At 61.9% G+C, this 21,773-nt stretch carries 18 protein-coding genes, 2 tRNA genes and 1 pseudogene; 15 read left to right on the forward strand and 6 right to left on the reverse strand.

What is annotated here, in order from left to right; translation table 11 throughout:
- The 6 genes from CSC70_RS08760 to CSC70_RS08785 all read left to right on the forward strand — a co-directional run bounded on the left by CSC70_RS08760 (nucleotide 1) and on the right by CSC70_RS08785 (nucleotide 6,154).
- On the forward strand, nucleotides 1-1,908 hold the full coding sequence (locus tag CSC70_RS08760) for a polysaccharide biosynthesis protein (protein ID WP_162456577.1): 1,908 nt from the start codon (nucleotides 1-3) through the stop codon (nucleotides 1,906-1,908).
- On the forward strand, nucleotides 1,905-2,822 hold the full coding sequence (gene galU, locus CSC70_RS08765; RefSeq protein WP_162456301.1) for a UTP--glucose-1-phosphate uridylyltransferase GalU: 918 nt from the start codon (nucleotides 1,905-1,907) through the stop codon (nucleotides 2,820-2,822). Before CSC70_RS08760 ends, galU begins: the two co-directional genes overlap by 4 nt.
- 45 nt (nucleotides 2,823-2,867) lie before the next feature.
- Entirely contained in the window at nucleotides 2,868-3,515 is a 648-nt protein-coding gene (lolA, locus tag CSC70_RS08770; protein WP_162456302.1) for an outer membrane lipoprotein periplasmic chaperone LolA, read from the forward strand.
- A gap of 112 nt (nucleotides 3,516-3,627) precedes the next feature.
- Nucleotides 3,628-4,932 (forward strand): replication-associated recombination protein A, encoded by a 1,305-nt coding sequence (locus CSC70_RS08775; RefSeq protein WP_425501563.1) that lies wholly within the window; start codon nucleotides 3,628-3,630, stop codon nucleotides 4,930-4,932.
- A complete protein-coding gene (crcB, locus tag CSC70_RS08780) occupies nucleotides 4,929-5,351 on the forward strand; it encodes a fluoride efflux transporter CrcB (protein WP_162456304.1) in 423 nt (140 codons plus the stop codon). The genes CSC70_RS08775 and crcB overlap by 4 nt, the downstream gene beginning before the upstream one ends.
- 251 nt (nucleotides 5,352-5,602) lie before the next feature.
- Entirely contained in the window at nucleotides 5,603-6,154 is a 552-nt protein-coding gene (locus tag CSC70_RS08785; protein WP_162456305.1) for a hypothetical protein, read from the forward strand.
- A 709-nt stretch (nucleotides 6,155-6,863) separates the two neighbouring features.
- Here the strand turns inward: CSC70_RS08785 and CSC70_RS08790 are convergent.
- The 4 genes and pseudogenes from CSC70_RS08790 to CSC70_RS08800 all read right to left on the reverse strand — a co-directional run bounded on the left by CSC70_RS08790 (nucleotide 6,864) and on the right by CSC70_RS08800 (nucleotide 8,595).
- Nucleotides 6,864-7,034, reverse strand: a complete 171-nt coding sequence (locus tag CSC70_RS08790) for a hypothetical protein (RefSeq protein ID WP_162456306.1) — start codon at nucleotides 7,032-7,034, stop codon at nucleotides 6,864-6,866.
- A 133-nt stretch (nucleotides 7,035-7,167) separates the two neighbouring features.
- Nucleotides 7,168-7,422, reverse strand: a complete 255-nt coding sequence (locus CSC70_RS14685) for a hypothetical protein (RefSeq protein WP_246189396.1) — start codon at nucleotides 7,420-7,422, stop codon at nucleotides 7,168-7,170.
- A gap of 366 nt (nucleotides 7,423-7,788) precedes the next feature.
- Nucleotides 7,789-8,010, reverse strand: a pseudogene (locus tag CSC70_RS14690) (DNA-binding protein); the annotation flags it as partial.
- Between the two features lie 54 nt (nucleotides 8,011-8,064).
- Nucleotides 8,065-8,595, reverse strand: a complete 531-nt coding sequence (locus tag CSC70_RS08800; RefSeq protein WP_162456307.1) for a hypothetical protein — start codon at nucleotides 8,593-8,595, stop codon at nucleotides 8,065-8,067.
- Between the two features lie 620 nt (nucleotides 8,596-9,215).
- Between CSC70_RS08800 and CSC70_RS08805 the strand changes: the two genes are divergently transcribed.
- The 8 genes from CSC70_RS08805 (at nucleotide 9,216) to CSC70_RS08840 (ending at nucleotide 17,724) form a co-directional block, all read left to right on the forward strand.
- Nucleotides 9,216-9,947 carry a hypothetical protein gene (locus CSC70_RS08805; protein WP_162456308.1) on the forward strand — a complete coding sequence of 244 codons (732 nt, stop codon included), beginning with the start codon at nucleotides 9,216-9,218 and terminating at the stop codon, nucleotides 9,945-9,947.
- On the forward strand, nucleotides 9,931-11,829 hold the full coding sequence (locus tag CSC70_RS08810) for a hypothetical protein (protein WP_211369460.1): 1,899 nt from the start codon (nucleotides 9,931-9,933) through the stop codon (nucleotides 11,827-11,829). The genes CSC70_RS08805 and CSC70_RS08810 overlap by 17 nt, the downstream gene beginning before the upstream one ends.
- Nucleotides 11,826-12,779: a P-loop NTPase family protein gene (locus tag CSC70_RS08815; RefSeq protein ID WP_162456310.1), complete on the forward strand. Its 954-nt coding sequence runs from the start codon at nucleotides 11,826-11,828 to the stop codon at nucleotides 12,777-12,779. The genes CSC70_RS08810 and CSC70_RS08815 overlap by 4 nt, the downstream gene beginning before the upstream one ends.
- 1,527 nt (nucleotides 12,780-14,306) lie before the next feature.
- Complete coding sequence (locus tag CSC70_RS08820; protein WP_162456311.1) at nucleotides 14,307-16,103, forward strand: copper resistance system multicopper oxidase; 1,797 nt, start codon at nucleotides 14,307-14,309, stop codon at nucleotides 16,101-16,103.
- Nucleotides 16,104-16,108: 5 nt separating this feature from the next.
- On the forward strand, nucleotides 16,109-16,945 hold the full coding sequence (locus CSC70_RS08825) for a copper resistance protein B (RefSeq protein WP_246189378.1): 837 nt from the start codon (nucleotides 16,109-16,111) through the stop codon (nucleotides 16,943-16,945).
- Nucleotides 16,946-17,021: 76 nt separating this feature from the next.
- Nucleotides 17,022-17,097: transfer RNA gene (locus CSC70_RS08830), tRNA-Ala, on the forward strand.
- A 53-nt stretch (nucleotides 17,098-17,150) separates the two neighbouring features.
- Nucleotides 17,151-17,226: transfer RNA gene (locus tag CSC70_RS08835), tRNA-Glu, on the forward strand.
- A 234-nt stretch (nucleotides 17,227-17,460) separates the two neighbouring features.
- Nucleotides 17,461-17,724 carry a hypothetical protein gene (locus tag CSC70_RS08840; RefSeq protein ID WP_162456313.1) on the forward strand — a complete coding sequence of 88 codons (264 nt, stop codon included), beginning with the start codon at nucleotides 17,461-17,463 and terminating at the stop codon, nucleotides 17,722-17,724.
- A 58-nt stretch (nucleotides 17,725-17,782) separates the two neighbouring features.
- Here the strand turns inward: CSC70_RS08840 and CSC70_RS08845 are convergent, their stop codons facing one another.
- Nucleotides 17,783-18,274: a DUF1249 domain-containing protein gene (locus tag CSC70_RS08845; RefSeq protein ID WP_162456314.1), complete on the reverse strand. Its 492-nt coding sequence runs from the start codon at nucleotides 18,272-18,274 to the stop codon at nucleotides 17,783-17,785.
- A 115-nt stretch (nucleotides 18,275-18,389) separates the two neighbouring features.
- Nucleotides 18,390-19,211, reverse strand: a complete 822-nt coding sequence (gene ppsR, locus CSC70_RS08850) for a posphoenolpyruvate synthetase regulatory kinase/phosphorylase PpsR (protein WP_162456315.1) — start codon at nucleotides 19,209-19,211, stop codon at nucleotides 18,390-18,392.
- Between the two features lie 144 nt (nucleotides 19,212-19,355).
- Between ppsR and ppsA the strand changes: the two genes are divergently transcribed.
- Nucleotides 19,356-21,725 (forward strand): phosphoenolpyruvate synthase, encoded by a 2,370-nt coding sequence (ppsA, locus tag CSC70_RS08855; protein WP_162456316.1) that lies wholly within the window; start codon nucleotides 19,356-19,358, stop codon nucleotides 21,723-21,725.
- Nucleotides 21,726-21,773 lie beyond the last annotated feature (48 nt).

Consider the following 21,773-nt stretch of genomic DNA (forward strand, 5'->3'; position numbering starts at 1 on the left):
ATGTCTTCGTGGCGGGACAAGGCTACGGCTTGGCTTCCACGTTTCGCCGTGGTCGGGCACGATCTGTTCATGGTCTGGGCCTGCTGGGTCGGCCTGCACCAGATCCGCTATGCCATGCTGCCGAATCCGCCCGCGAACCCCTGGTGGTCGTGGGAAATCGCCATCGTCCTGCTGGCGCAGGGACTGGTGTTCTGGCAGGTCGGCCTGTACCGCGGCCTGTGGCGCTTCGCCAGCGTCCCGGATCTGTGGAATATCCTCAAGGCCAGTATTCTCGGATTGCTGGCCATCGCTTTAGGATTGGCTCTGTACAACCGTCTCGGCGTCGTGCCGCGGGCGGTGTTGGTGCTGTACCCGTTCGTGCTGGCGGGATTGCTGGGCCTGCCGAGGTTGGTCTATCGCGCCTGGAAGGACAACCAGCAAACCCTGCACAAGGATGGCGTCGCCGTACGCGTACTGATCCTGGGCGCCGGTCGTGCAGGCGAAACCCTGCTGCGCGACCTGCGTCGCAGCAGCAGCTACCAGCCGGTCGGCCTGCTCGACGATTCGGCTCGGTTGCATGGCACCAAGCTGCACGGTGTGCCGGTGTTGGGCGCTTTGGACGAAGCGCCGCGGATTGCGCGCGAAACCGCCGCCAAGTTGGTCGTCATCGCAATGCCTTCGCTGGATGCACCCGCGATGCAGAGGGTGGTCGGCATCTGCGAAAGCACCGGCCTTCCGTTCCGGACCGTGCCGCGACTGGCAGACATGCTGGAAGGACGCGCGCTGCCGGGCGAGCTGAAGGAGGTCGCAATCGAGGACCTGCTGGGTCGCAAGGCGGTTACCCCGGACTGGAAGCTGATCCGCAACTGGCTGGGCGCGCGCACCGTTCTGGTGACCGGGGCAGGTGGCTCAATCGGCTCCGAACTGTGCCGGCAATGCGCGCGCCACGGTGCCGAGCGGATCGTGCTGGTGGAAGTCAGCGAACTGGCACTGATCACCGCCGAAACCGCATTGCGGCGGGCATTCCCCGATCTGGACATCGTTTCAGTACTGGGCGACTGCGGCGACCCCGCAGTGATCGGCCATGCGCTGCGAACCTCCGAACCCGATGCGGTCTTCCATGCCGCCGCCTACAAGCAGGTTCCGCTGCTGGAGGACCAGTTACGCGCGGCGGTACGCAACAACGTGATGACAACCGAAACCGTGGCCCGCGCCTGCCGCGAGGCCGGGGTGGCCACCTTCGTGTTCATCTCCACCGACAAGGCGGTCGATCCGGCCAATGCGCTGGGTGCAACCAAGCGGATGGCCGAGATGATCTGCCAGGGGCTGGACGATCTGCGTTCGACCCGGTTCGTCACCGTACGCTTCGGCAACGTGCTCGATTCGGCCGGCAGCGTGGTGCCACTGTTCCGCGAACAGATCCGCCAGGGCGGGCCGGTGACCGTGACCGATCCCGGCGTGACCCGCTATTTCATGACGATTCCGGAAGCCTGCCAATTGATCGTGCAGGCCGCCGCCACGGCCGCCCACGCATCCATCTACACGCTGGACATGGGCGAACCGGTGCCGATCCGCGTGCTGGCCGAACAGATGATCCGACTCGCCGGCAAGGAGCCGGGCAAGGACATCGCCATCGTTTACACCGGCCTGCGTCCGGGCGAAAAACTGCACGAAGCGCTGTTCCATGAAGAAGAGGACTATCGCCCGACCTCGCACTCCAAGATCCTCGAGGCGCGCGCCCGTGAAGTCCACCCGGAAGTGCTGAATCGGGCGTTGTCGATGCTGAAGAACGCGGTTGCCGATTATGACAACGAAGAGATTTCCCGTATCCTGAAGGCCACTATTCCGGAATTCAGTCCGATCGAGTCCACGGATACGGTGACTACCATCGTGCCGTTCCCGGCTCGTGAAGCCAGAACGACACGATGACACAAGCTTCCGGCGCCCATCGGCGCATCCGCAAGGCCGTATTCCCCGTCGCGGGGCTCGGTACCCGCTTTCTCCCCGCCACCAAGACCGTTCCCAAGGAGATGCTGCCGATCATCGACCGGCCGCTGATCCAGTACGCCGTCGACGAGGCAGTCGAAGCCGGCTGCGACACCCTGATCTTCATCACCAACCGCTACAAGCATGCGGTGGCGGATTATTTCGACAAAGCCTACGAACTCGAGCAGAAGCTGGAGAAGGCCGGCAAGCAACAGCAGCTGGAAATGGTGCGCAACGTGCTGCCGGACGGCGTGCGCGCGGTGTTCGTGACCCAGGCCGAGGCGCTGGGTCTGGGCCATGCCGTGCTGTGCGCCAAGCCCATCATCGGTGACGAGCCGTTCGCCGTGCTGCTGCCGGACGATCTGATCTGGAACCGTGGTGACGGCGCGCTGCGGCAGATGGCCGATGCGGCGGAAGCCTCGGGCGCCAGCATGATTGCCGTGCAGGACGTGCCGCGCGAACAGACCGGCAGCTACGGCATCGTGGCAACCGATGCGTTCGAAGGTCGCTCCGGACGCATCCGCGCCATGGTCGAGAAGCCGAAGCCGGAAGTTGCCCCCAGCAATCTGGCCGTGGTCGGTCGCTACGTTCTGGATCCGCGGATCTTCGACCTGCTGGAATCGACCTCGCCCGGCGCCGGCGGCGAAATCCAGCTGACCGACGCCATCGCCCGGCTGCTGGACGAAAAGCCCGTGCATGCCTTCCGCTTCCAGGGCACCCGTTTCGATTGCGGCACCCATATCGGTCTGATCGAAGCGACCATCCGCTATGCGCTGGACCACGAGAAGCTCAGCGATGCGGCGGCGCAGCTGATGCAGAGCGCGTTGAAGGAGCTGGGCGTGCTGGAACTGGACTAGGGCCGTGTCGGCGCCTGTTCAGCTTTCAGTGGACACACTCTGGGCATGACGCCACGGCCCACTTTTCAGAGCTTCCTGTCGATCCTCCTGTTATGCGCTTCGGGGCTGATGGCCACCGATGCCCAAGCGGGAGGGCGCGAGCGCCTTCATGCCTTCACGGACGGACTGAACGGACTGCAGGGAGACTTCAGTCAGCAGGTCTCGGATCGGGGTGGCCGGCTGAAGGAGTCTTCGACCGGGCACGTCGCCTTCTCGGTGCCGCGGCATTTCCGCTGGGAATACGTGAAGCCCTATGAGCAACTGATCGTGGCCGATGGCGACAAGGTCTGGATCTACGAGCCGGACCTGCTGCAGGTCAGCGTGCGCAATCAGGGACAGGAAGAACAGAACAGCCCGCTGGCCGTGCTGCTGGATCCTTCGGCGCTGGATCGCCAGTTCGAGGTGGTGGAGCGCGATGCCGGCGAAAACGGCCTGGACTGGCTGCTGCTGACGCCCAAGGACCCGGGTGGGGCGAATTTCCAGTCCGCGCGCCTGGGATTCGACGCGACCGGGTTGGCGCGGATGGTGCTGGTCGATGCGGTGGGGCAGGAGACCCGCATCGCGTTCACCGACTGGAAGCGCAATCCGCGTTTCGCGGCCGACGCCTTCCGATTCGTCCCGCCCGATGGCGTCGACGTGGTCGGCGATCCCTGACGCAGCACTGCGTCTCATCGTCTGCGCCCCGGCACGCTAGAATGCGCGGGTGGCCAAAGCCCGCAAATCGATCTTCGAAGCCCCCGATCTGCTGAGCGTGGATCGTACCGCCATGCGCCCGCTGGCCGAGCGCATGCGGCCGCGCACGCTGGACGAAATGGTAGGCCAGCAGCGTCTGCTGGCGCCTGACAGCGCGCTGCGCCGCGCCGTCGAGTCCGGCCATGTGCATTCGATGGTGTTGTGGGGACCGCCCGGTTGCGGCAAGACCACGCTGGCGCTGCTGTTGGCACGCTATGCCGATGCCGAGTTCCATGCCATTTCCGCCGTGTTGTCCGGCCTGCCGGAAGTGCGCCAGGTATTGGCCGAGGCCGCGCACCGTTTTGCCGAAGGTCGGCATACGGTCCTGTTCGTGGACGAAGTACACCGCTTTAACAAGGCGCAGCAGGATGCCTTCCTGCCGCACATCGAGCGCGGCACGATCCTGTTCGTCGGCGCCACCACCGAGAACCCGTCCTTCGAACTGAACTCCGCGCTGCTGTCGCGTTGCCGCGTGCACGTGATGGAGGCCGTCTCGGCGGAAGACATCCTGCACGCGTTGAAGCATGCACTGGACGATACCGATCGCGGGCTGGCCGGGCAGGGCCTGAAGGTTTCCGACACCGCTCTGCGGGAAATCTCCACTGCTGCCGATGGTGACGTTCGCCGCGCCCTAACCCTGCTGGAAATCGCCGCCGAACTGGCGCAGGGGGAGGGCGGCGAGATCAGCGAAACAACCCTGGCTCAGGTGCTGGCCGACCGCACCCGCCGTTTCGACAAGGGCGGCGAACAGTTCTACGATCAGATCTCGGCCCTGCACAAGTCGGTACGCAGCTCGCATCCCGATGCGGCTCTGTACTGGCTGACCCGCATGCTGGACGGCGGTTGCGACCCGATCTATCTGGCGCGCCGGATGACCCGGATGGCGGTGGAAGACGTGGGGCTGGCCGATCCGCGCGCGCTGCAGATGGCCATCGACGCCTGGGAGACCTACGATCGGCTTGGCAGCCCGGAAGGCGAACTGGCGCTCGCGCAACTGGTCATCTACCTGGCCAGCACGGCCAAGTCCAACGCCGGTTATCTGGCCTTCGGCGCCGCCAAGCGCGACGTGCGCGAATTCGGCACCCAGGAGGTTCCGATGCACCTGCGCAATGCACCCACCAAGCTGATGAAGGAACTCGGCTACGGCACCGGCTATCAGTACGATCACGATATCGCCGGCGGCGTGGCGCTGGATCAGACCGCATTCCCGGACACGATGGGCGAACGCATTTACTATCAACCGGTCGAGCGTGGCATGGAAATCAAGTTGAAGGAAAAGCTGAGCGGATTGCGCACCGCGCGCGCCGAGGCCATGCGCAAGGCGCGACGAGACAGATGAGCGCCTTGCCCGGTCTGTGGTGGCAGCAACTGGCGCTGGTCATGTCCGGCGGTGCCTTGGGTGCTGCCGGGCGCTTCCTGCTGGGCGGCTATCTGCTCAGACATTTGGGCACCGGCTTTCCGTGGGGAACCTTGGCTGCCAATCTTCTGGGCTCGTTCATAGCCGGCTTCCTGGTGATCTGGCTGGAAGACAAGGGCCCCAGCGCACTGTACTGGCGTGCCTTCCTGATCGTCGGCGTGCTGGGCGCGCTGACCACGTTTTCGGCGCTGATGATCGAATCCCTGCTGTACGCCAAGAGCGACCGCAGCGGCGTATTGCTCGGTTACCTGGTCGTCAGCCTGACAGGCGGTCTGATCTTGGTCTGGCTGGGCAGCCGTTTGGCCCTGTGGCTGAACCTAGGACTCGGGGCATGTCGGTGACTCCTTAACCATGTTATCGTCACCAGAGGATTCCTAAGTTATTGATACGTAGAGGAATTGTTCTGGCGTCTCATGCCGGCACCACTGAGCGCGTGTCGGTTTGCGCCATGGTTATGGGCATAATTTGCAACTAGGTCAGCTTCTGATCTCGACATGACTCAGTCCAGTGCACCTGCTGATGTTCGAGAACTTCCGAAGCCGGAACCCATCTCAACAACACCGCACACGACACCTGAAAACTGAGGTGAACCATGGATTGGACGGCATTGGGCGCGCTGGGGACATGGGCTGCGGTTGTCGCCGCACTCGCTATTGCCTTGAAAGACACGCTTCTGCGATGGAAGGAACGTTCAGCACGGCATATTTTGACGGCCGCCAATATTTTCCCTGAGGTTGCTCAAACCAAGAATGCCTTTGAAACTCTTATCAACGAAACTGCGCCTGAAGCGTTGCCAGAACCATCGGCCCAAGAACTTCGAGATGCCTGCGATCGCTTCCTGTCTGTAGCTGAGAATCTTGGACTACAACACCTCGCCGGGCACGCAGACCAAGTTGATGCATTGCCAGAACATATCCTGATTCCCTTGGTCAAGGCCATAACTGTTACCAGGATGCTAGTACACAACGGTTCGATTGCTCAGAAGATTGACTGGGCAGAAACCGATGACGGACTCCGTTACGCTTTGCACGAATGGCGAGAACAAAGCCAAAGCGTTGTTGGTTCACTGAAGTGGGTTGAGCAAGGAATAGAACGATTCATGCGGACACGCCGATGGAGCAATCCAGAAGACTTCGGTTGGTAGGAAACACTCTTCAATGAATGACATTGCAGACGACTACGACTATTGCACGCTTCGACTGAAACTGGATGTCGGACAAAGATATGGCGAGCCCTCAGAACTCGTGGAATCTCATCGTGCGCTTCGAGACGCATCGGCTTCTAACTACCTGATTCTTATGTTGTGATTTGTTGGATCATGTCGTCGTATCGGCACATGTCACGGTTAGGGATCAGACGGCACAGTTATAGGAACGCCGACAGCAATGTGGCCAACCACCGCCACAACAACCCACCATTTGCGCTTACATAATCGCGTTTTAGCAGCACCAACGGAAAATCCACCCTTCATTTTGAGTAGATGAACCGATTTAGGGTCAGTAGGTTACAAACATAAATCTAATGCATTACTTTAGGTCTTACATAATATACATTATGCGAAATATACAGCGGATTGCCTGGTGCGTATGGCGCTGGCTGGCATGGCAGCTGCACTGCAGGCTTGCCTGGTGTTGATTGCAGAGAATTTGGGGGCAACGAGGCAGAAATACTGCATTTCGAAGTAAAGAAATCTGACGTGCCGGGTGCCCATTCAGAGTTGTTTGAGCCTCGGCTCGCATGCAGCAGAACTTTTTATTTGCAGGTTTGCAGTGTGCGTCTGGGCTGAGCTGTCTTTTTGTGCTCAAGTGGCGCTGGAAACTCTTAGGTCTCAGCACCGTCGGCTTGGGTACGCTTCAGATGCCTGTGCCTGGCAACAGGGAGCTCGTCGGAACGAACCCATCTTCCCACTGGCGGCCCCATTCCTTGATCGCCGCCCACTGCTCGGGCGTGAAATCAAGGATGTCGTCATCGATGGCTGGCGGCACAACGTCTTGGGATGGGCAGATTTCAGTTTTCTTGGTCATGATCTTCGTCTATTCCGGGGTCTGAGGAGTCGTCGTCGATCATTCTCACCTTCGGGCAGTTCGGGCATCAGAGCCAGCAATTCTTCCTCTGACTTCGTCTGTATAGATCACCACCTACCCTTCGGTACGAACTTTAGCGCGCTTTTCTGCCGCTGGTGATACCCCGTCGCTTACTCACTGGCTTTCGCTGCTTCAACGGGATCTCGCTTCGCCGAATCGCCGCTTCCAAGGCCGCGGGTAGATCCTGGAACTTTGCCAGTTGCTTTTCGATCGCATCGGCACGAGCGCGCTCGATGCCGGCGACCCGGCTCGCCTCGGCGGCCGTTGCTTTGGCCAATTCTGCGGCCTGCCGCAGCGATTTCTCGATGGCAGCATGCTCCTTGGTCATGGTAGCCAACCGAGATTGCAGTTCCTTGGCCTCCTGACGAGCGCGATCGATCTCAGTATGAGCGCGATCCTCGACAGCTCGCACATGTTGAGCAAGTCCTTCGCGTTCGGAGCGGGCGGCGTGCTGCAACTCCTGTATGCGCACGTCGAGGGATTGCCGTGCGGTATCTGCTTCTACAACCCCGGCGAGCGCAGCATCACGTTGCCGGATAATTTCCTCAACTCGCCCCTCGAACTGGCTGACCAGCCGTTGCAGCTCAGCGGCCTGGGTTGTGGCAAGTCGTTCGGCCTGGGCAGCGGCGTCCACCTTTTGACGCAGTGCCGCAGCTTCGGCAGCGAAGCCCTCCTGTTCCTGTCGGAGCGCTCCCTGTTCCGCCTGCAAGGCGGCGCGGTCGGCGGCAAGTGCTTCCGAGGCAGCGGTATGGGTATGCTCGAGCGCCAACGCCCACCACTCCCCTGCCAGAGCGGCAACCGCCTCTGGCGCGTCTGGAACTGCCAAGTGGGTTCGCTGACCCTGCAGCCGATCACCGAGCCCCCGCCACCAGGTCTCCAGCCAGCGCGTGACTGTGTTCGGTGAACCGGTGCCCAAATGCGCGCGAATGCGCTCGACGGTCGGGTCGGCCGCTCGCCGATAGCGACGATCTCATCGGCCGCGGTATGGACGTCGGATTCGGTAATCCCTCGGGCCATGAAAGTGCCTCCTACGCGAGTGCCCTACTCTGTTGATTATGTACTCACGATAAGTGATGAGCATCGGAGTCATGCGAATCAGACCCAACTTCGCCAACAGGACGCCATGAATCTCCACTACCCTTTCCATCGGGAGTTCGACGGGGCCGGTAAGGTCCCATAAGAGAGATTCATACAGTGCTTTGGCTTCGTATATGCGGGGGTCTTCATGAACCACATCCTTAAGCCATTTCGAATTGATCCCCTTGAGTGCTCCCGGGTCGTGGCCGTCATGAAAATACCTTTCGAAGGTCCTGCGCCTTCCTCGCTGCTCTGACGCTTGGGCATCTGTCGGCGTCCCCTCATCAATCTTTTTCAACCAGAAGTCATCCACCTTCTGCCAGGAATCAGCACCGGGGGTCAGGTAATACACCAGCCAGGCCCACAGCCGGTTCCGCGTGCGTAAGGAAACATCCGTCGGCTTAGGTCCGGGGGTTTTCTTCACCGTATCGTCTCCGTTGGATGGCAATTGCCCGGCAAATGGCATGCCACAAATGCTTCGGGGAGTATGCAACCTTCTGGTGCCACTACCGGCCATTAAGGGGCGCTAGGCGCCACCAACCATGGAAAGCCACCCGCACCCACCCCATCCGAACGACGTGGTCAAGGCCCTCGTGGACGTCTACGGTGAAGTCGTAGGTGGGAAGGCTCTGCACCGTTGCCTAGGATTTCGTAGCACCAGATCATTTCAGCGTGCACTGCAGGCTGGGAATCTGCCGGTGCAGACCTTTTTGCTTCCTGGACGGCGGGGACGGTTCGCTCGGACGCGGGACATTGCGCTGTGGGTCAAACAGCTCGGCCAGAAGCCTGAATTGGCGGACGTCATGCTCATCACAGACCATACCCGCACCAACCAATAAGGAGGGACAATTAGCTCAATCGGAAGACGTCGCGACGTGTCATCGACGTTACCCACAACGCGAAAAGCCCCTGCGAAGAGGGGCCTTAAGCGGATCTTAGTTTGGCGGCTAAGCCCGTTTAGGGGACCACGATTCGCTGGGCATGTCAAGGCTCTGCACTCATTCAGGTGCGAGGTCACGGGCGTCATTTGTCTGGAGAAAATCAGTGGTCCAACCAATCAATACCGTGGGCGAAGGCCGGGCAGCAAATCCTCTCGCCGACAACGCCGTGCCGTTCCAGCCCCGTCCGCTGACGCTAGCGGAGGAAAAGCGGCTCGATCTGTACTATTACCATTCCCCAAAAAACGGCGAGCGGCTTGTCAGCGTAGTGGAGCCTTGCCGGCTTGCGATCGCACTCGATCTCGAATTTGATGTCGACGTCACGAGCTACGTAGAGCGCCCTCGTGCCCTACTGGTTGACGAACGTGAAGTTGAACTCTGTTTCTGGATTAGACGTCGCAGCGCAGCTGAAACTTTCGTGGTTTTTCGACGTCAAGCAAAACCAAGCGTCCCGGCACTCCGGGCAGAAGAAAAGCTCTGTTCCAAGCTCCTTGATGCCGCGAACGCCGCTGGGCTTTCGCTCACTATCCGGAAACCCGCCTCCATACTCGCTTCCCGGATTGCCAATGCAACCCGTCTAGAGCTTCTGCCGTACGTGCAAGCCGCAGCAAGATTAGAAGGTATCGACGTCTTCTTGAGCGCGATCCTCGCACACATGGGTTCCAATCCGAAGAGTTCGTTTCAGACCATTGAGCGTTCCCTGTGCGGCCCATTTGATTGGCGCGATGTTCGCAGTGCCACCTGCTCACTCATCCATCGGGGTGTCCTGGGTATCGATTTCAGCGAGAAACTCAAGACTTCATCGGCGGTGTACTTGAAAGATGACCGCCATGCATGATCTGACCTTCAAGGATCTATCGTCGTGGGACCAAATAAATCCCGTCGGGCTTTCGCCAAAAGAGCAAAAGGCGTTCCAATCGCGGCGGAAAGCGGTCACGGCAGTTACGAAGGGCCACACGATCGCGGCAGCGGCAAAGCGGCATGGCGTCAACGCCAGGACCCTGGCTTCCACAATCCAGAAGGCGACCTCCAAAGCTCCCGACGGCAGGCCATGGGGATGGCGAGCTTGCCTGCCCCATCGCGTCAGACTGGCTCGCGCCACCGCGCCCGAGGAATTCCCACTAGTCGCCGGTCCTGGCGCGTTTTCCGCCTTTTTGCGGAAATCCACGGAGTTCCAGGAACGCCTTGTCAATTATTCGGGCCCGGTCCCGGGAAGAAACGCTCCCAGCACCAAATTCGAAGCATTCTTCAAGACGCTGTGCGCATGGATCCGAGAAGCGGTCCCCAAGGACCGTTACCCGGCCAACGACAAGACGTATGCACGCCGAAGCGTCATCGAGTTCATCAAGAAGCAGCGCAAGGGACACCCCTTCATTGATGACGACTTCCAGGTCGAAGATGCTGTGATCGCAAGCCAACTCGGCGAAGTCTTCGCGCTGCAGCTTGGGGACTGGGTTCAATACGACGGTCACAGCATGGATTGCGAATTCCATGTTGAAGGCGAAGACGCTGACGGAAACCCCTATCTCCAGCAGGTCACCAAGACTTGGCTGCTGGTCGGCTACATGGCGTTGTTACGTTTGTGCTCGAGTTGGATGCTCTCGTTCACGAAAAACTACAACGGGACCGACTTCAACCAGGTCTGTGCGAATAGCCTGCGGCAATGGACGCCTCGCGAAATCTTGGCGCCATCAATGACCTATGTCCCGGGAAGCGGCATTGGCACTGCCGAGGCGATCGGCTTCGTCACGTCGGGCGCGATCACCAGTATTGACAATGCCATGGCTCACAAGCTGGACGTGAATCGACAGCGGATGGCGGGAGAACTCCTCGGCGTAATCCATTTTGGCAGAAGTGGCGTTCCAGAGACGCGCGGGCATCTGGAAGCATGGAACAAGCGGATTGAGGAAGCGGTCGTCCGTGAACTCCCCGGGGGTTACCGCCCGGCAGGTGAAAACAGCGATACGCCAACCAGGACCAACTCGCACGCGCCAGAGAAATACCCAGTAGTGATCGAAGCACTCGAAGACCTCATGGACGTCACGATCAGTGCGTCGAATGTCACTGGCCTCGATGCTTTCCAATCACGGTCACCCACGCAGGTACTGCAGTCTTTTGTGGCTTCTGGCGGATGGATATTCGCAACGCGCGACCATGAAAGCAGAGCAAATGCCCTTTCGAAGCTGTCGTGCTCTGTGGTTTTTTCCGGATCAAAGCAGAAAAAGCGACAGCCATATGTGCGCTACCGGTACGCACGATACCGTTCGGTATCGTTGAAGAACCGCTGGGATCTCATTGGCGAAAGATTCGCCGCGCAGGTCGACATCCATGATGGCCGATTCCTTCGCCTATACAACGAAAAAGGCGAGCTCTTCGTCGTGTTGCGTGCAGCGCGTCCATGGGGACGATCTGCCCATAGCCTTGCGCTGCGTAAGTTGATCTACCGCTTGGCACGACAAGGACGCTTCGAGATCCGGGGCGTTAAAGACGCTATGCCGGTGTTCCGGGAGTACCTGCGCAAACAATTCCATGCAAGCCGGGAGGCAGCCACGATGGCGATCCAGTTCCGGCAGGACCTCAATGCCACCACCGCGTTGGGCACTACTGATTCGCGGCCAGCGTCAGCGCCTCCCCCGGGCAAACCCGCGCCCTCCAGTGTTGATGTCTATGTGCCCCTCACTGGTCGGGTCACCTTGGGCAAGAAGGGAGATGCACGATGACTGTCTTCTACTGGCATGGAAAGCCCATCGTACCGTCACTCTCGATGGAGGACTCACTCACGAAGCTCGCGTCTGCCATAGAGGCGGAATACAAGGGGGCGGGCCTGCACTCCTTGACTCGATTCGGAAAGAGCACGCTCGCGGAGTACATCTATGCGTACCACGATTGGATAGACATCCCCTATGTGGCAAAGCGGGCTGATGTTCGATCCATCGGAAGTGGTGAAAGCGCGATGTTCGACTGGTTTCTCACACAAATCGGAGTCCAGCCAGTTGCACGCCAGCTTCCCGACCAGAAACTCAACAGGATCGTCAACACCGTCACCATGCAGTTGCAATCCGCGAGCGCGCGCCTCTATTTGCTCATTGTGGATGATGCCAATCTCATAGAGCCTGACGCCTTCCAGCACTTCATCACCATCGACAATGCACTTGAAAAATCGGGAATTTCTCTCTTCGTCGTATTCTTGTTCCAGGACAATCACACCACTAGCAAGCGCGAACAGATCAATAAATTGGTTGTCTCCCCTCAGATTCGGAGTCGCTTCCTGACGCGTTACCACCGAATTTTTGGGATACGCGGACCAGATGACATTTTCGTCTTCATCCAGCGCTTTGAAGATGAAGTGGAGATGGCGCTTGAGGCTGGGATCACGCTACCCAGGAGCATGGCGCCAGCGCTCTACGACTCGAATTGGCGCATGCGCAACGCGAGCGGCATGATTTGGGAACAGGGCTGCATTCATCGCGCTGCCGCAGGTCACTCAGACATCGACGAGTGGCCGATGAAGGCATTCAGTCTGATCGTGTACTACCTGTCGACACGTGTGATCTGCGAGCCCGGTTTCACTGGCTTCACGACGGAACATATAGATCAGGCCATACGGTTCTCCGACCTCGCCGCATTTGACGGCGAATCCGGTGCGGTGGAGTTCAGCGATGATCCCTAGTGATGGAACTCTTCTGACGATCGCTCATCGCGACTTCGCAGAGCTTCATGGCATATCGCCGCTTGGGCTCGTGGTTCAAGGACTGAGGATCAACTGCCTGCTTCCCGTGGATGCCTTTTGCACCATGGGCGTTCGGCTGACCTATGGTGAAGACTGGAGCCAACGGCTGTGTCTTTCCAAACGCCTGAAGGCCGCACTCTTGACCATGCTCCCCGCGGCGTCCGTGCTCGCCCCGATGTGGGAGCCTGAACACTGGCAAGCCTTTGGGGACGGGCACAGGCACTGGCGGCCGATGTTGACGGCCTGCCCGGAATGCCTGAAGAGTGGATACCACTCAATGCTGTTCCAGATTCCATGGGTAGATCGCTGTCCATGGCACCGCGTTTCATTGACGACGCAGTGCACCACTTGTTCCAAGCCCTTGTGGCAAAGCATTGCACGCGACACCCCTCCCCTCCTGTGTGAGTGTGGGCATGACCCGGTCAGTGCCGAGGCGATGCTTCATGAGCCGGGCGAGCTCATTGAGCGTCGACGAACATCCTTGACGCGCTACATGGTTTGGGCGCTTGCAAGCAGGGCCAGAAGGGACGTGTTCGGACTCCGAGATGATCCCAGGGCTTGGGACGTTCTGGGCACGAGGCTTCTCGGCACCCGTCTGGCTTGGCACGAGTCAGGAACGCCAAACCGCAAAGTTCTCGCGAGGACCTCAACCGTTCATCACCCTGCCCCGCTTCCCAGTGGCGAGTGCCACGAGGACCTGGCGCGAATCGCATCGGAAACCAGCCAGGCGAAAGACTTCTTTCTGGAACTCCCTGTCTCAGTCGAGAAGTCTATGAGGCGTGTATCTGCTTCGATCGCCTCAAAGTTCCCGCCTGACACCTTCACTGAACGAGAACGCGTCTTCTTGGGGATCACCACTGGTTCGGCTACCCCTGCCGAACGGCAGCCCCGTCCATCCGTCATTCTCTTGGCCGCATATCGGGTCAAAGACAGGTTGTTCTTCGACGGACGGATACTGTCCAAATCCGTGCAGGCGGTGCTTCAGGAAATATGTCTGGCCTTGGCCGAACAGCCCGGGGACCAAAGCCGCATCGGCGGATATCTTCGTGCTTACGAGCGCATCCTGTCTCGCGGGTATGCCGGCGCGGCTTACCACGCGCTATCCAAGCTCGCATCCCCGAGCAGTCCAAGCACGGCCGCGTTCTGGAGACCGGTTGTTATGGTCCGGCGGCGAAAACAGACAAGTAGGCTGACCATCCTGTGGTTACGAGACCGGCCGCCAACGACGGACACATGAAAGCCACTGGGCACGGAACGCCATTATCCTTAACAATGTGGCTCCCAGCGGGCACAAAAGTCTGCGGCTGCTCCCCATTCCGCAGATTTGTCTGCAGCAGACCCGGTAGGCTAGCGCATGCTCCGTAGAAAAATCATTAGCAAAAACAATTCGTTACAACTCACCGAATTCTCTACCGTAAACACCTGGCGATCAGAGTCCGACGCCAGACTGCAGACCGTTCCGGTCGAATGACTTTTCCACCTGGCATCACCCGCAGGCGTTTCGTCACCGGTATCGGCCTCAGTTTGCTGGCAGCGCGGCTGCATGCCGCATCAAGCTCCGCAACCGCTGTTGCGAACGGCGTGCCCGAACTGTCCGGAACCCATTTCGAACTCGGCATCGCCGCACTGCCGGTGACGCTGGGCAATGGTCCCGCCGCCGCGATCGCCGTCAACGGCTCATTGCCGGCGCCGACCTTGCGCTGGCGCGAAGGCGACACCGTGCATTTGCGGGTGCGCAATCACATCGAACGCGACACCTCGCTGCACTGGCACGGCATCCTGCTGCCGGCGGTGATGGACGGCGTGCCGGGACTGAGCTTCCACGGCATCGCGCCCGGCGGTTTCTACGACTACCGTTTCCCGCTGCGCCAATCCGGCACCTACTGGTACCACGCCCACTCCAGCATGCAGGAAGCCCAGGGCGTATACGGCGCCATCGTGGTCGAACCGCGCGATGGCGAGCGGCATGCCGCCGACCGCGACTACGTGCTGTTGCTGTCCGACTGGAGCGACGAGGATCCGCACGCCATCCTGCGCAAGCTCAAGATCCAGGCCGACTACTACAACCGGCAGAAACCGACCGTGGCCGACCTGTTCCGCGATGCCGGTCGCGACGGTTGGAAGGCGACACTGGCTGACCGCGCGGCCTGGGGCCGGATGCGGATGAACCCCAGCGACCTGGCCGACGTCAGCGGCCTGACCTACACCTATCTGGTCAACGGCGTCCCGCCAGACGGCAACTGGACCGGCCTGTTCCGGCGCGGCGAGCGTATCCGCCTGCGCTTCATCAACGGCTCGGCGATGAGCTATTTCGACGTGCGCATTCCGGGGCTGAAGATGACGGTAATCGCCGCCGATGGGCAACCGGTGCATCCGGTCAGCATCGACGAATTCCGCATCGGCGTGGCCGAAATCCTGGATGTGCTGGTCGTCCCGGAAGAAGACCAGCCCTATACCGTGTTCGCCCAGGCGATGGATCGCAGCGGCTACGCGCGGGCGACGCTGTCGCCACGCCCCGGCTTGCAGGCTCCGGTGCCGGAACCGGATGCGCGCGTGCTGCTGAGCATGGCCGACATGGGGCATGGCGGGCACGACATGGCGGGCATGCAGGACCACGCTTCGATGGACCATGCGGCAATGGACCATGCTTCGATGGGGCACGCTTCCATGGATCACGGATCGATGGACCATGCCGACATGGATCACGCAGCGACGCCCTCCTCCGCGGCATCCGGCAACGGCATGATTTCGCATCCGGTCAGCGAAGCCGGCAATCCTGCCGTGGACATGCAGACGATGAGCCCTAGCCGGCGCCTGGACGATCCCGGCGTCGGCCTGCGCGACAACGGCCGCCGCGTGCTGACCTATGCCGACCTGCGCAGCGAGTTTCCCGACCCCGACCCGCGCGAGCCGGGCCGCACGCTGGAACTGCACCTGACCGGCAACATGGAGCGTTATGTCTGGGGCTTCGACGGCATCCCCTTTTCGCGCGCCGATCCGATCTGGCTGAATTACGGCGAGCGCGTCCGCATCGTGCTGGTCAACGACACCATGATGGAGCACCCCATCCATCTGCACGGCATGTGGAGCGATCTGGAAAGCGCCGACGGCCAGTTCCAGTTGCGCAAGCACACGGTCAGCGTACCGCCCGGCAGCATCCGCAGCTTCCGCGTCAGTGCCGACGCGCTGGGGCGCTGGGCCTTCCACTGCCACATGCTGCTACACATGGAGCTCGGCATGTTTCGCGAGGTGCGGGTCGAATGACGCGCATGCTCGCCCCCGCCCTGCTCTGCTGGATGGCTTCGGCGGCCGCGCAGCCGCAGGATCACGCCAGCCATCATGGCCATGGCACCGAGCCGAGCGCAGCGGCCGAATCCGCCCCGGAATCGCTGCGCCCGCAATCGGTCACCGCACCCACGCCTGAACAGCTTGCCGCCGCTTTCCCCGATCTCGGCGGCATGGACATGCGCGAGCATATGCAGGAAGACCCGCTGATCGGCGTGCTGCGGATCGACGAACTGGAAACCGGCCAGGCCCACGGACTGGACTGGAACCTGCGCGCCAGCCTCGGCCACGACCTCGACAAACTCCTGCTGCGCAGCGAAGGCAGCCAGCCGCAGCATGGCGATCGCCACGGCGATGTTGAATTACTTTGGAGCCATGCCACCGGCCCGTGGTGGGACCATGTCGTCGGCCTGCGCAGCGATTTCGGCGAAGGCCCCTCACGGCAATGGCTGGCGGTCGGGGTCAGCGGCCTGGCGCCGTACTGGTTCGAGGTCGAAGCCACCGCCTACGTCGGTGAATCGGGACGACTTGCGGCGCGGCTCGAGGCCGAATACGAGTTGCTGCTGAGCAACCGCCTGATCCTGCAGCCGAAACTGGAAGCCAACCTGTACGGCAAGGACGACCCGGCCAACCGCATCGGGCACGGATTGAGCGATGCCGAACTGTCGCTTCGCCTTCGCTACGAGTTCAGCCCGCGGTTTGCGCCCTACGCCGGCTACGCCTGGGAACGCCGTTTCGGCCGCAGTGCCGATTTCGCCGAAGCCGAGGACGGAACGGCCAGCGAACATGGCTGGGTTGCCGGAATCCGCTTCTGGTTCTGAAACCGGCGCGCAACCGGTGCGCGCAGCTTGCAAGGGCCGCCCGGCACCGATAGAATGCGCGACCTTTCCCGCACGTGGGGCCATAGCTCAGCTGGGAGAGCGCCTGCATGGCATGCAGGAGGTCGGCGGTTCGATCCCGCCTGGCTCCACCAAATCCGGACTCCTAGGCTGGTCCGGGCCGAAGCGCGAAATCCGCTGTATCCGCGTCCCCATCGTCTAGAGGCCTAGGACACCACCCTTTCACGGTGGCGACCGGGGTTCGAATCCCCGTGGGGACGCCACTTTTCCGTTGTCTGCAGGGCCGCCGAAAGGCGGCCCTGCGCTTTTGTGCCTTCGTAGGAATTTTCCTACGCGAATTCACGCGGCATACCGATACCGCCCGAATCGGCGAACACGCATTCTGTCCCTGCGGCAACGGACTTGCAGCATGCCAGCGCCCCGGGCCAGGGACGGGAGTTCCCCGGGGCATTGGCGCATCTCGAACCATGAGACAGGCAATGCCCAGGATTGACCCCATGCCGACTTGCCGCGTTCGCTACACGTTCACCACGACGTCGTCCCGCCAGCATGCCGATCCGCCGGGTTTCTGCACCGGCCTGGCCGAGGAAATCCGGGAGCCGGACGACGCCGGGCAGCCGGGCAGGCTGGTCTCGCGCTACTGGCTGCGCGCCATCGCCGAAGATGGACAGGACATCGCCGAACGCCTCAACAGCGGCTACTTCCGGATATCGAGCCTCGACCTGATCGGAACCCTGGCCTGGGATACGGTCGAGCCATGATCGACGCGCCGGGTTGAGTCGCTCCGCACAGCGGTGAGCAGTGTCACGGGCACACGAATCAGTAGGCTTCGGCCGTCGCCGCCTGCTCCTGCAACGGATGCAGGGTCGCCACGCCATGTCCCTGTTCGGCCAGATATTCCAGCCACTTGCCGAGGAAGGTGTTCATCCGCATCCGGTGGCCGATCACCTCGTCCGGCGGCGGGTACAGGCCGATCACGTCCTGCCAGCGACGGCCGACATAGCAGTGCGTCGCCTCGGCCTGACCGGCGTCGCGGTACAGGCGGATGAAGGCGGACGGATCGGGTTCACCGGTGACAGGGTCGTGCAACCCGTAGGTCAGCCGCAGTTCCACCGTGTAGCGATGGGTCTCGATCACGTCCAGATACACATCCAGGCCGTCGCCGGTCGAAGACACGTAGCGGCCCGTCGCAAGCCTGCCCGGCGCGAACAGCCGGTTGAGCCGGGCGCAGTTCTCCGCGTACAGCGCCATCAGCCAGCCGAACCGGCTCAGCCTGGGAATGCGCGCAACGCTGGAAGCGGTGTGGGCCATGGCTCGATCCTACACGCGAAATCCGCCTTGCGGCAGCATTGACGCACGCGCTTCGATTGCCTACCTTGGATGATCTCGGCAGGGTCGATCGACCCTTCGCCCGCCCGCTCCCCTCTCAATACATCTCGCGCTGCAGGCCGAGCGTGGTCATCACCTTGCTGGCGATTTCCTCGATCGAGGTATGCGTCGTGCTCAGGGTCGGAATGCGCTCGGCCTTGAACATCGCTTCGGCCACGGCGACTTCGCGCCGGCAGGTGTCGAGCTGCGCGTAGCGGGAATTCGGACGCCGCTCCTGGCGGATCTGGTGCAGCCGTTCCGGATCGATGGTCAGGCCGAACAGCTTGCGCCGGTATGGCCGCAGGCGCGGCGGCAGACGGTCGGTTTCCAGGTCCTCGTCGGTCAGCGGGTAGTTAGCCGCGCGGATGCCGTAATGCAGCGCCAGGTACACGCAGGTCGGCGTCTTGCCGGCGCGCGACACCGCGACCAGGATCAGGTCGGCCTCGTCGTAATTGACCGCGATGCCGTCGTCGTGGCTCAGGGCGAAGTTCATCGCGTTGATACGACGATGGTAGGTATCGAAATTGACCATGCCGTGGGCCTGGCCGACCCGCGAATGCCGCGGTGCCCCCAATTCGTTCTCCATCGGCCCGATGAACGGGGCGAACACGTCCAGGGTCAGTGCACCGCTGTCGGCGACGGTGGCGGCGATGACCGGGTCGACGATGGAGTGGAACACGATCGGCCGGGCCTGGTGCTGCTCGCCGGCCTCGCGGATGCGGCGGACCGCCTCTTCGGCCGCGGCGGGGCTGTCCACGAAGGCGATACGGCCGGTAACGAAGCTGAATCCCGTGAACTGGGTAAGCATGCTGTGGCCGATGGTTTCAACGGTGATACCGGTGCCATCGGAGACGTAGAACACCGGACGGATGCTGGACATGCGGAAACTACCTCGGGATCAACACGAAAAAGCCGGGCAAGACAAGCTTGTCTGCAATTGGTATGCGCTGCATCATAGCGCCCTTCCCCACGGACGCGGCCCCGATCGCCGGCTTTGCGGCGCTGAAGGCCTTTGGAGCTTGGCTTGAACCAGAACATCCTGTGGCTGCACGAACTGCGCCTGGCCGATCTGGCCCGGGTCGGCGGCAAGAATTCCTCGCTCGGCGAAATGATCGGCCACCTGGCCGGGCTGGGGGTTTCGGTTCCCGGGGGCTATGCAACCACTGCCGAGGCCTTCAAGGCCTTCATTGCGCACAACGACCTGCATCAGCGCATCTTCGACCGTCTGGCCACGCTGGATGTCGAGGACGTGCCGGCGCTGACCGCGGCCGGCGGCGAGATCCGCGGCTGGGTCATCGACGCCCCGCTGCAGCCGGATCTGGACAAGGACATCCGCGACGCCTACGCCAAACTGTGCGCCGAAAACGGCGGTGAGGTAGCGGTGGCGGTGCGCTCCTCGGCCACCGCCGAGGACCTGCCGGACGCCTCGTTCGCCGGCCAGCAGGAGACCTTCCTCAACGTGACCGGCGCCGACGATGTGGTGCGCAAGGTCAAGGAAGTCTTCGCCAGCCTGTACAACGACCGCGCTATCGCCTACCGCGTGCACCACGGCTTCAAGCACGAGGACGTGTTCCTGTCGGCCGGCGTGCAGCTGATGGTGCGTTCGGACGTTGGCGCTTCGGGCGTGCTGTTCACCCTGGACACCGAATCCGGCTTCCGCGACGTGGTGTTCGTCACCGCCAGCCTGGGCCTGGGCGAGATGGTGGTCCAGGGGGCGGTCAACCCGGACGAGTTCTACGTCTACAAGCCCACCCTGCAGGCCGGCAAACCGGCGATCCTGCGCCGCACACTGGGCAGCAAGGCGGTGCGGATGGTGTATTCGGACGTGCCGGGCGAGCGGGTGCGGGTCGAGGACACTCCGGTCGAATCGCGCGGCAGGTTCGCCATCAGCGACGACGACGTGCAGGAACTGGCCAAGCAGGCGCTGGTGATCGAAAAACATTACGGCCGGCCGATGGACATCGAATGGGCCAAGGACGGGGTCAGCGGCAAGTTGTTCGTCGTCCAGGCGCGCCCGGAAACGGTCAAGTCGCGTGCCCGCGCCACCCAGATCGAGCGCTATGCGCTGCGCCAGCGTGGCGATGTGGTCTGCGAAGGCCGCGCGATCGGCCAGAAGATCGGCGCCGGCACCGCCCGCGTGGTGCGCTCGCTGGACGACATGCAGCGCGTGCAGCCCGGCGACGTGCTGGTCGCCGACATGACCGACCCCGACTGGGAACCGGTGATGAAGCGCGCCAGCGCCATCGTCACCAATCGCGGGGGCCGCACCTGCCACGCCGCGATCATCGCCCGCGAACTGGGCGTGCCGGCGGTGGTCGGCACCGGCAATGCGCTGGACTGCATCGAGGACGGCAACGCGGTGACGGTCAGTTGCGCCGAAGGCGATACCGGCTACATCTACGCCGGCACCCTGCCCTTCGAAGTCACCACCACCGACCTGGGCAACATGCCGCCGGCGCCGCTGAAGATCATGATGAACGTGGCCAACCCGGAGCGCGCCTTCGATTTCGGCCAGCTGCCGAACGCCGGCATCGGCCTGGCGCGGCTGGAGATGATCATCGCCGCGCACATCGGCGTGCATCCCAACGCGCTGCTGGAATACGATCGCCAGGACGCGGAAACCAAGAAGAAGATCGACGCCAGGATCGCCGGCTACGGCAGCCCGGTCGATTTCTACGTCAACCGCCTGGCCGAAGGCATCGCCACCCTGACCGCCTCGGTGGCGCCGAACCCGGTGATCGTGCGGCTGTCGGACTTCAAGTCCAACGAATACGCCAACCTGATCGGCGGGCCGAACTACGAGCCGCACGAGGAAAACCCGATGCTGGGTTTCCGCGGCGCCAGCCGCTACGTCGACCCATCCTTCGCCGAAGCCTTCGCGCTGGAGTGCCGGGCCGTGCGCAAGGTGCGCGGCGAGATGGGTCTGGACAACCTGTGGGTAATGATCCCGTTCGTGCGCACGCTGGAGGAAGGCCGCAAGGTCGTCGAGGTACTGGAGAAGAACGGCCTGAAACAGGGCCAGGACGGGCTGAAGATCATCATGATGTGCGAAGTGCCGTCGAACGCGCTGCTGGCCGACGAGTTCCTCGACATCTTCGACGGCTTCTCGATCGGTTCCAACGACCTGACCCAGCTGACTCTGGGTCTGGACCGCGATTCCAGCATCGTCGCCCACCTGTTCGACGAGCGGAATCCGGCGGTCAAGAAGCTGCTGTCGCTGGCCATCCAGACCGCGCGCGCCAAGGGCAAGTACGTCGGCATCTGCGGCCAGGGGCCTTCGGATCACCCCGACCTGGCCGAATGGCTGATGCAGGAAGGCATCGAGTCGGTATCGCTGAACCCGGACACGGTGGTCGATACCTGGCTGCGACTGGCGAAATCGAAGGCGGCCTGATCGAATTTGTTCATGCCGCAATTGCTAGACTGATTTCCGGCATCGGAA

It is taken from the genome of Pseudoxanthomonas kalamensis DSM 18571, from assembly GCF_010211745.1.
Taxonomy (GTDB): Bacteria; Pseudomonadota; Gammaproteobacteria; order Xanthomonadales; family Xanthomonadaceae; genus Pseudoxanthomonas_A; species Pseudoxanthomonas_A kalamensis.

Coding starts and splice junctions, on each gene's coding strand:
- CSC70_RS08760 (WP_162456577.1), top strand. CDS start 1: ATGTCTTCGTGGCGGGACAAGGCTACGGCTTGGCTTCCACGTTTCGCC.
- galU (WP_162456301.1), top strand. CDS start 1,905: ATGACACAAGCTTCCGGCGCCCATCGGCGCATCCGCAAGGCCGTATTC.
- lolA (WP_162456302.1), top strand. CDS start 2,868: ATGACGCCACGGCCCACTTTTCAGAGCTTCCTGTCGATCCTCCTGTTA.
- CSC70_RS08775 (WP_425501563.1), top strand. CDS start 3,628: ATGCGCCCGCTGGCCGAGCGCATGCGGCCGCGCACGCTGGACGAAATG.
- crcB (WP_162456304.1), top strand. CDS start 4,929: ATGAGCGCCTTGCCCGGTCTGTGGTGGCAGCAACTGGCGCTGGTCATG.
- CSC70_RS08785 (WP_162456305.1), top strand. CDS start 5,603: ATGGATTGGACGGCATTGGGCGCGCTGGGGACATGGGCTGCGGTTGTC.
- CSC70_RS08790 (WP_162456306.1), bottom strand. CDS start 7,034: ATGACCAAGAAAACTGAAATCTGCCCATCCCAAGACGTTGTGCCGCCA.
- CSC70_RS14685 (WP_246189396.1), bottom strand. CDS start 7,422: ATGACCAAGGAGCATGCTGCCATCGAGAAATCGCTGCGGCAGGCCGCA.
- CSC70_RS08810 (WP_211369460.1), top strand. CDS start 9,931: ATGACCGCCATGCATGATCTGACCTTCAAGGATCTATCGTCGTGGGAC.
- CSC70_RS08815 (WP_162456310.1), top strand. CDS start 11,826: ATGACTGTCTTCTACTGGCATGGAAAGCCCATCGTACCGTCACTCTCG.
- CSC70_RS08820 (WP_162456311.1), top strand. CDS start 14,307: ATGACTTTTCCACCTGGCATCACCCGCAGGCGTTTCGTCACCGGTATC.
- CSC70_RS08825 (WP_246189378.1), top strand. CDS start 16,109: ATGCTCGCCCCCGCCCTGCTCTGCTGGATGGCTTCGGCGGCCGCGCAG.
- CSC70_RS08840 (WP_162456313.1), top strand. CDS start 17,461: ATGCCGACTTGCCGCGTTCGCTACACGTTCACCACGACGTCGTCCCGC.
- CSC70_RS08845 (WP_162456314.1), bottom strand. CDS start 18,274: ATGGCCCACACCGCTTCCAGCGTTGCGCGCATTCCCAGGCTGAGCCGG.
- ppsR (WP_162456315.1), bottom strand. CDS start 19,211: ATGTCCAGCATCCGTCCGGTGTTCTACGTCTCCGATGGCACCGGTATC.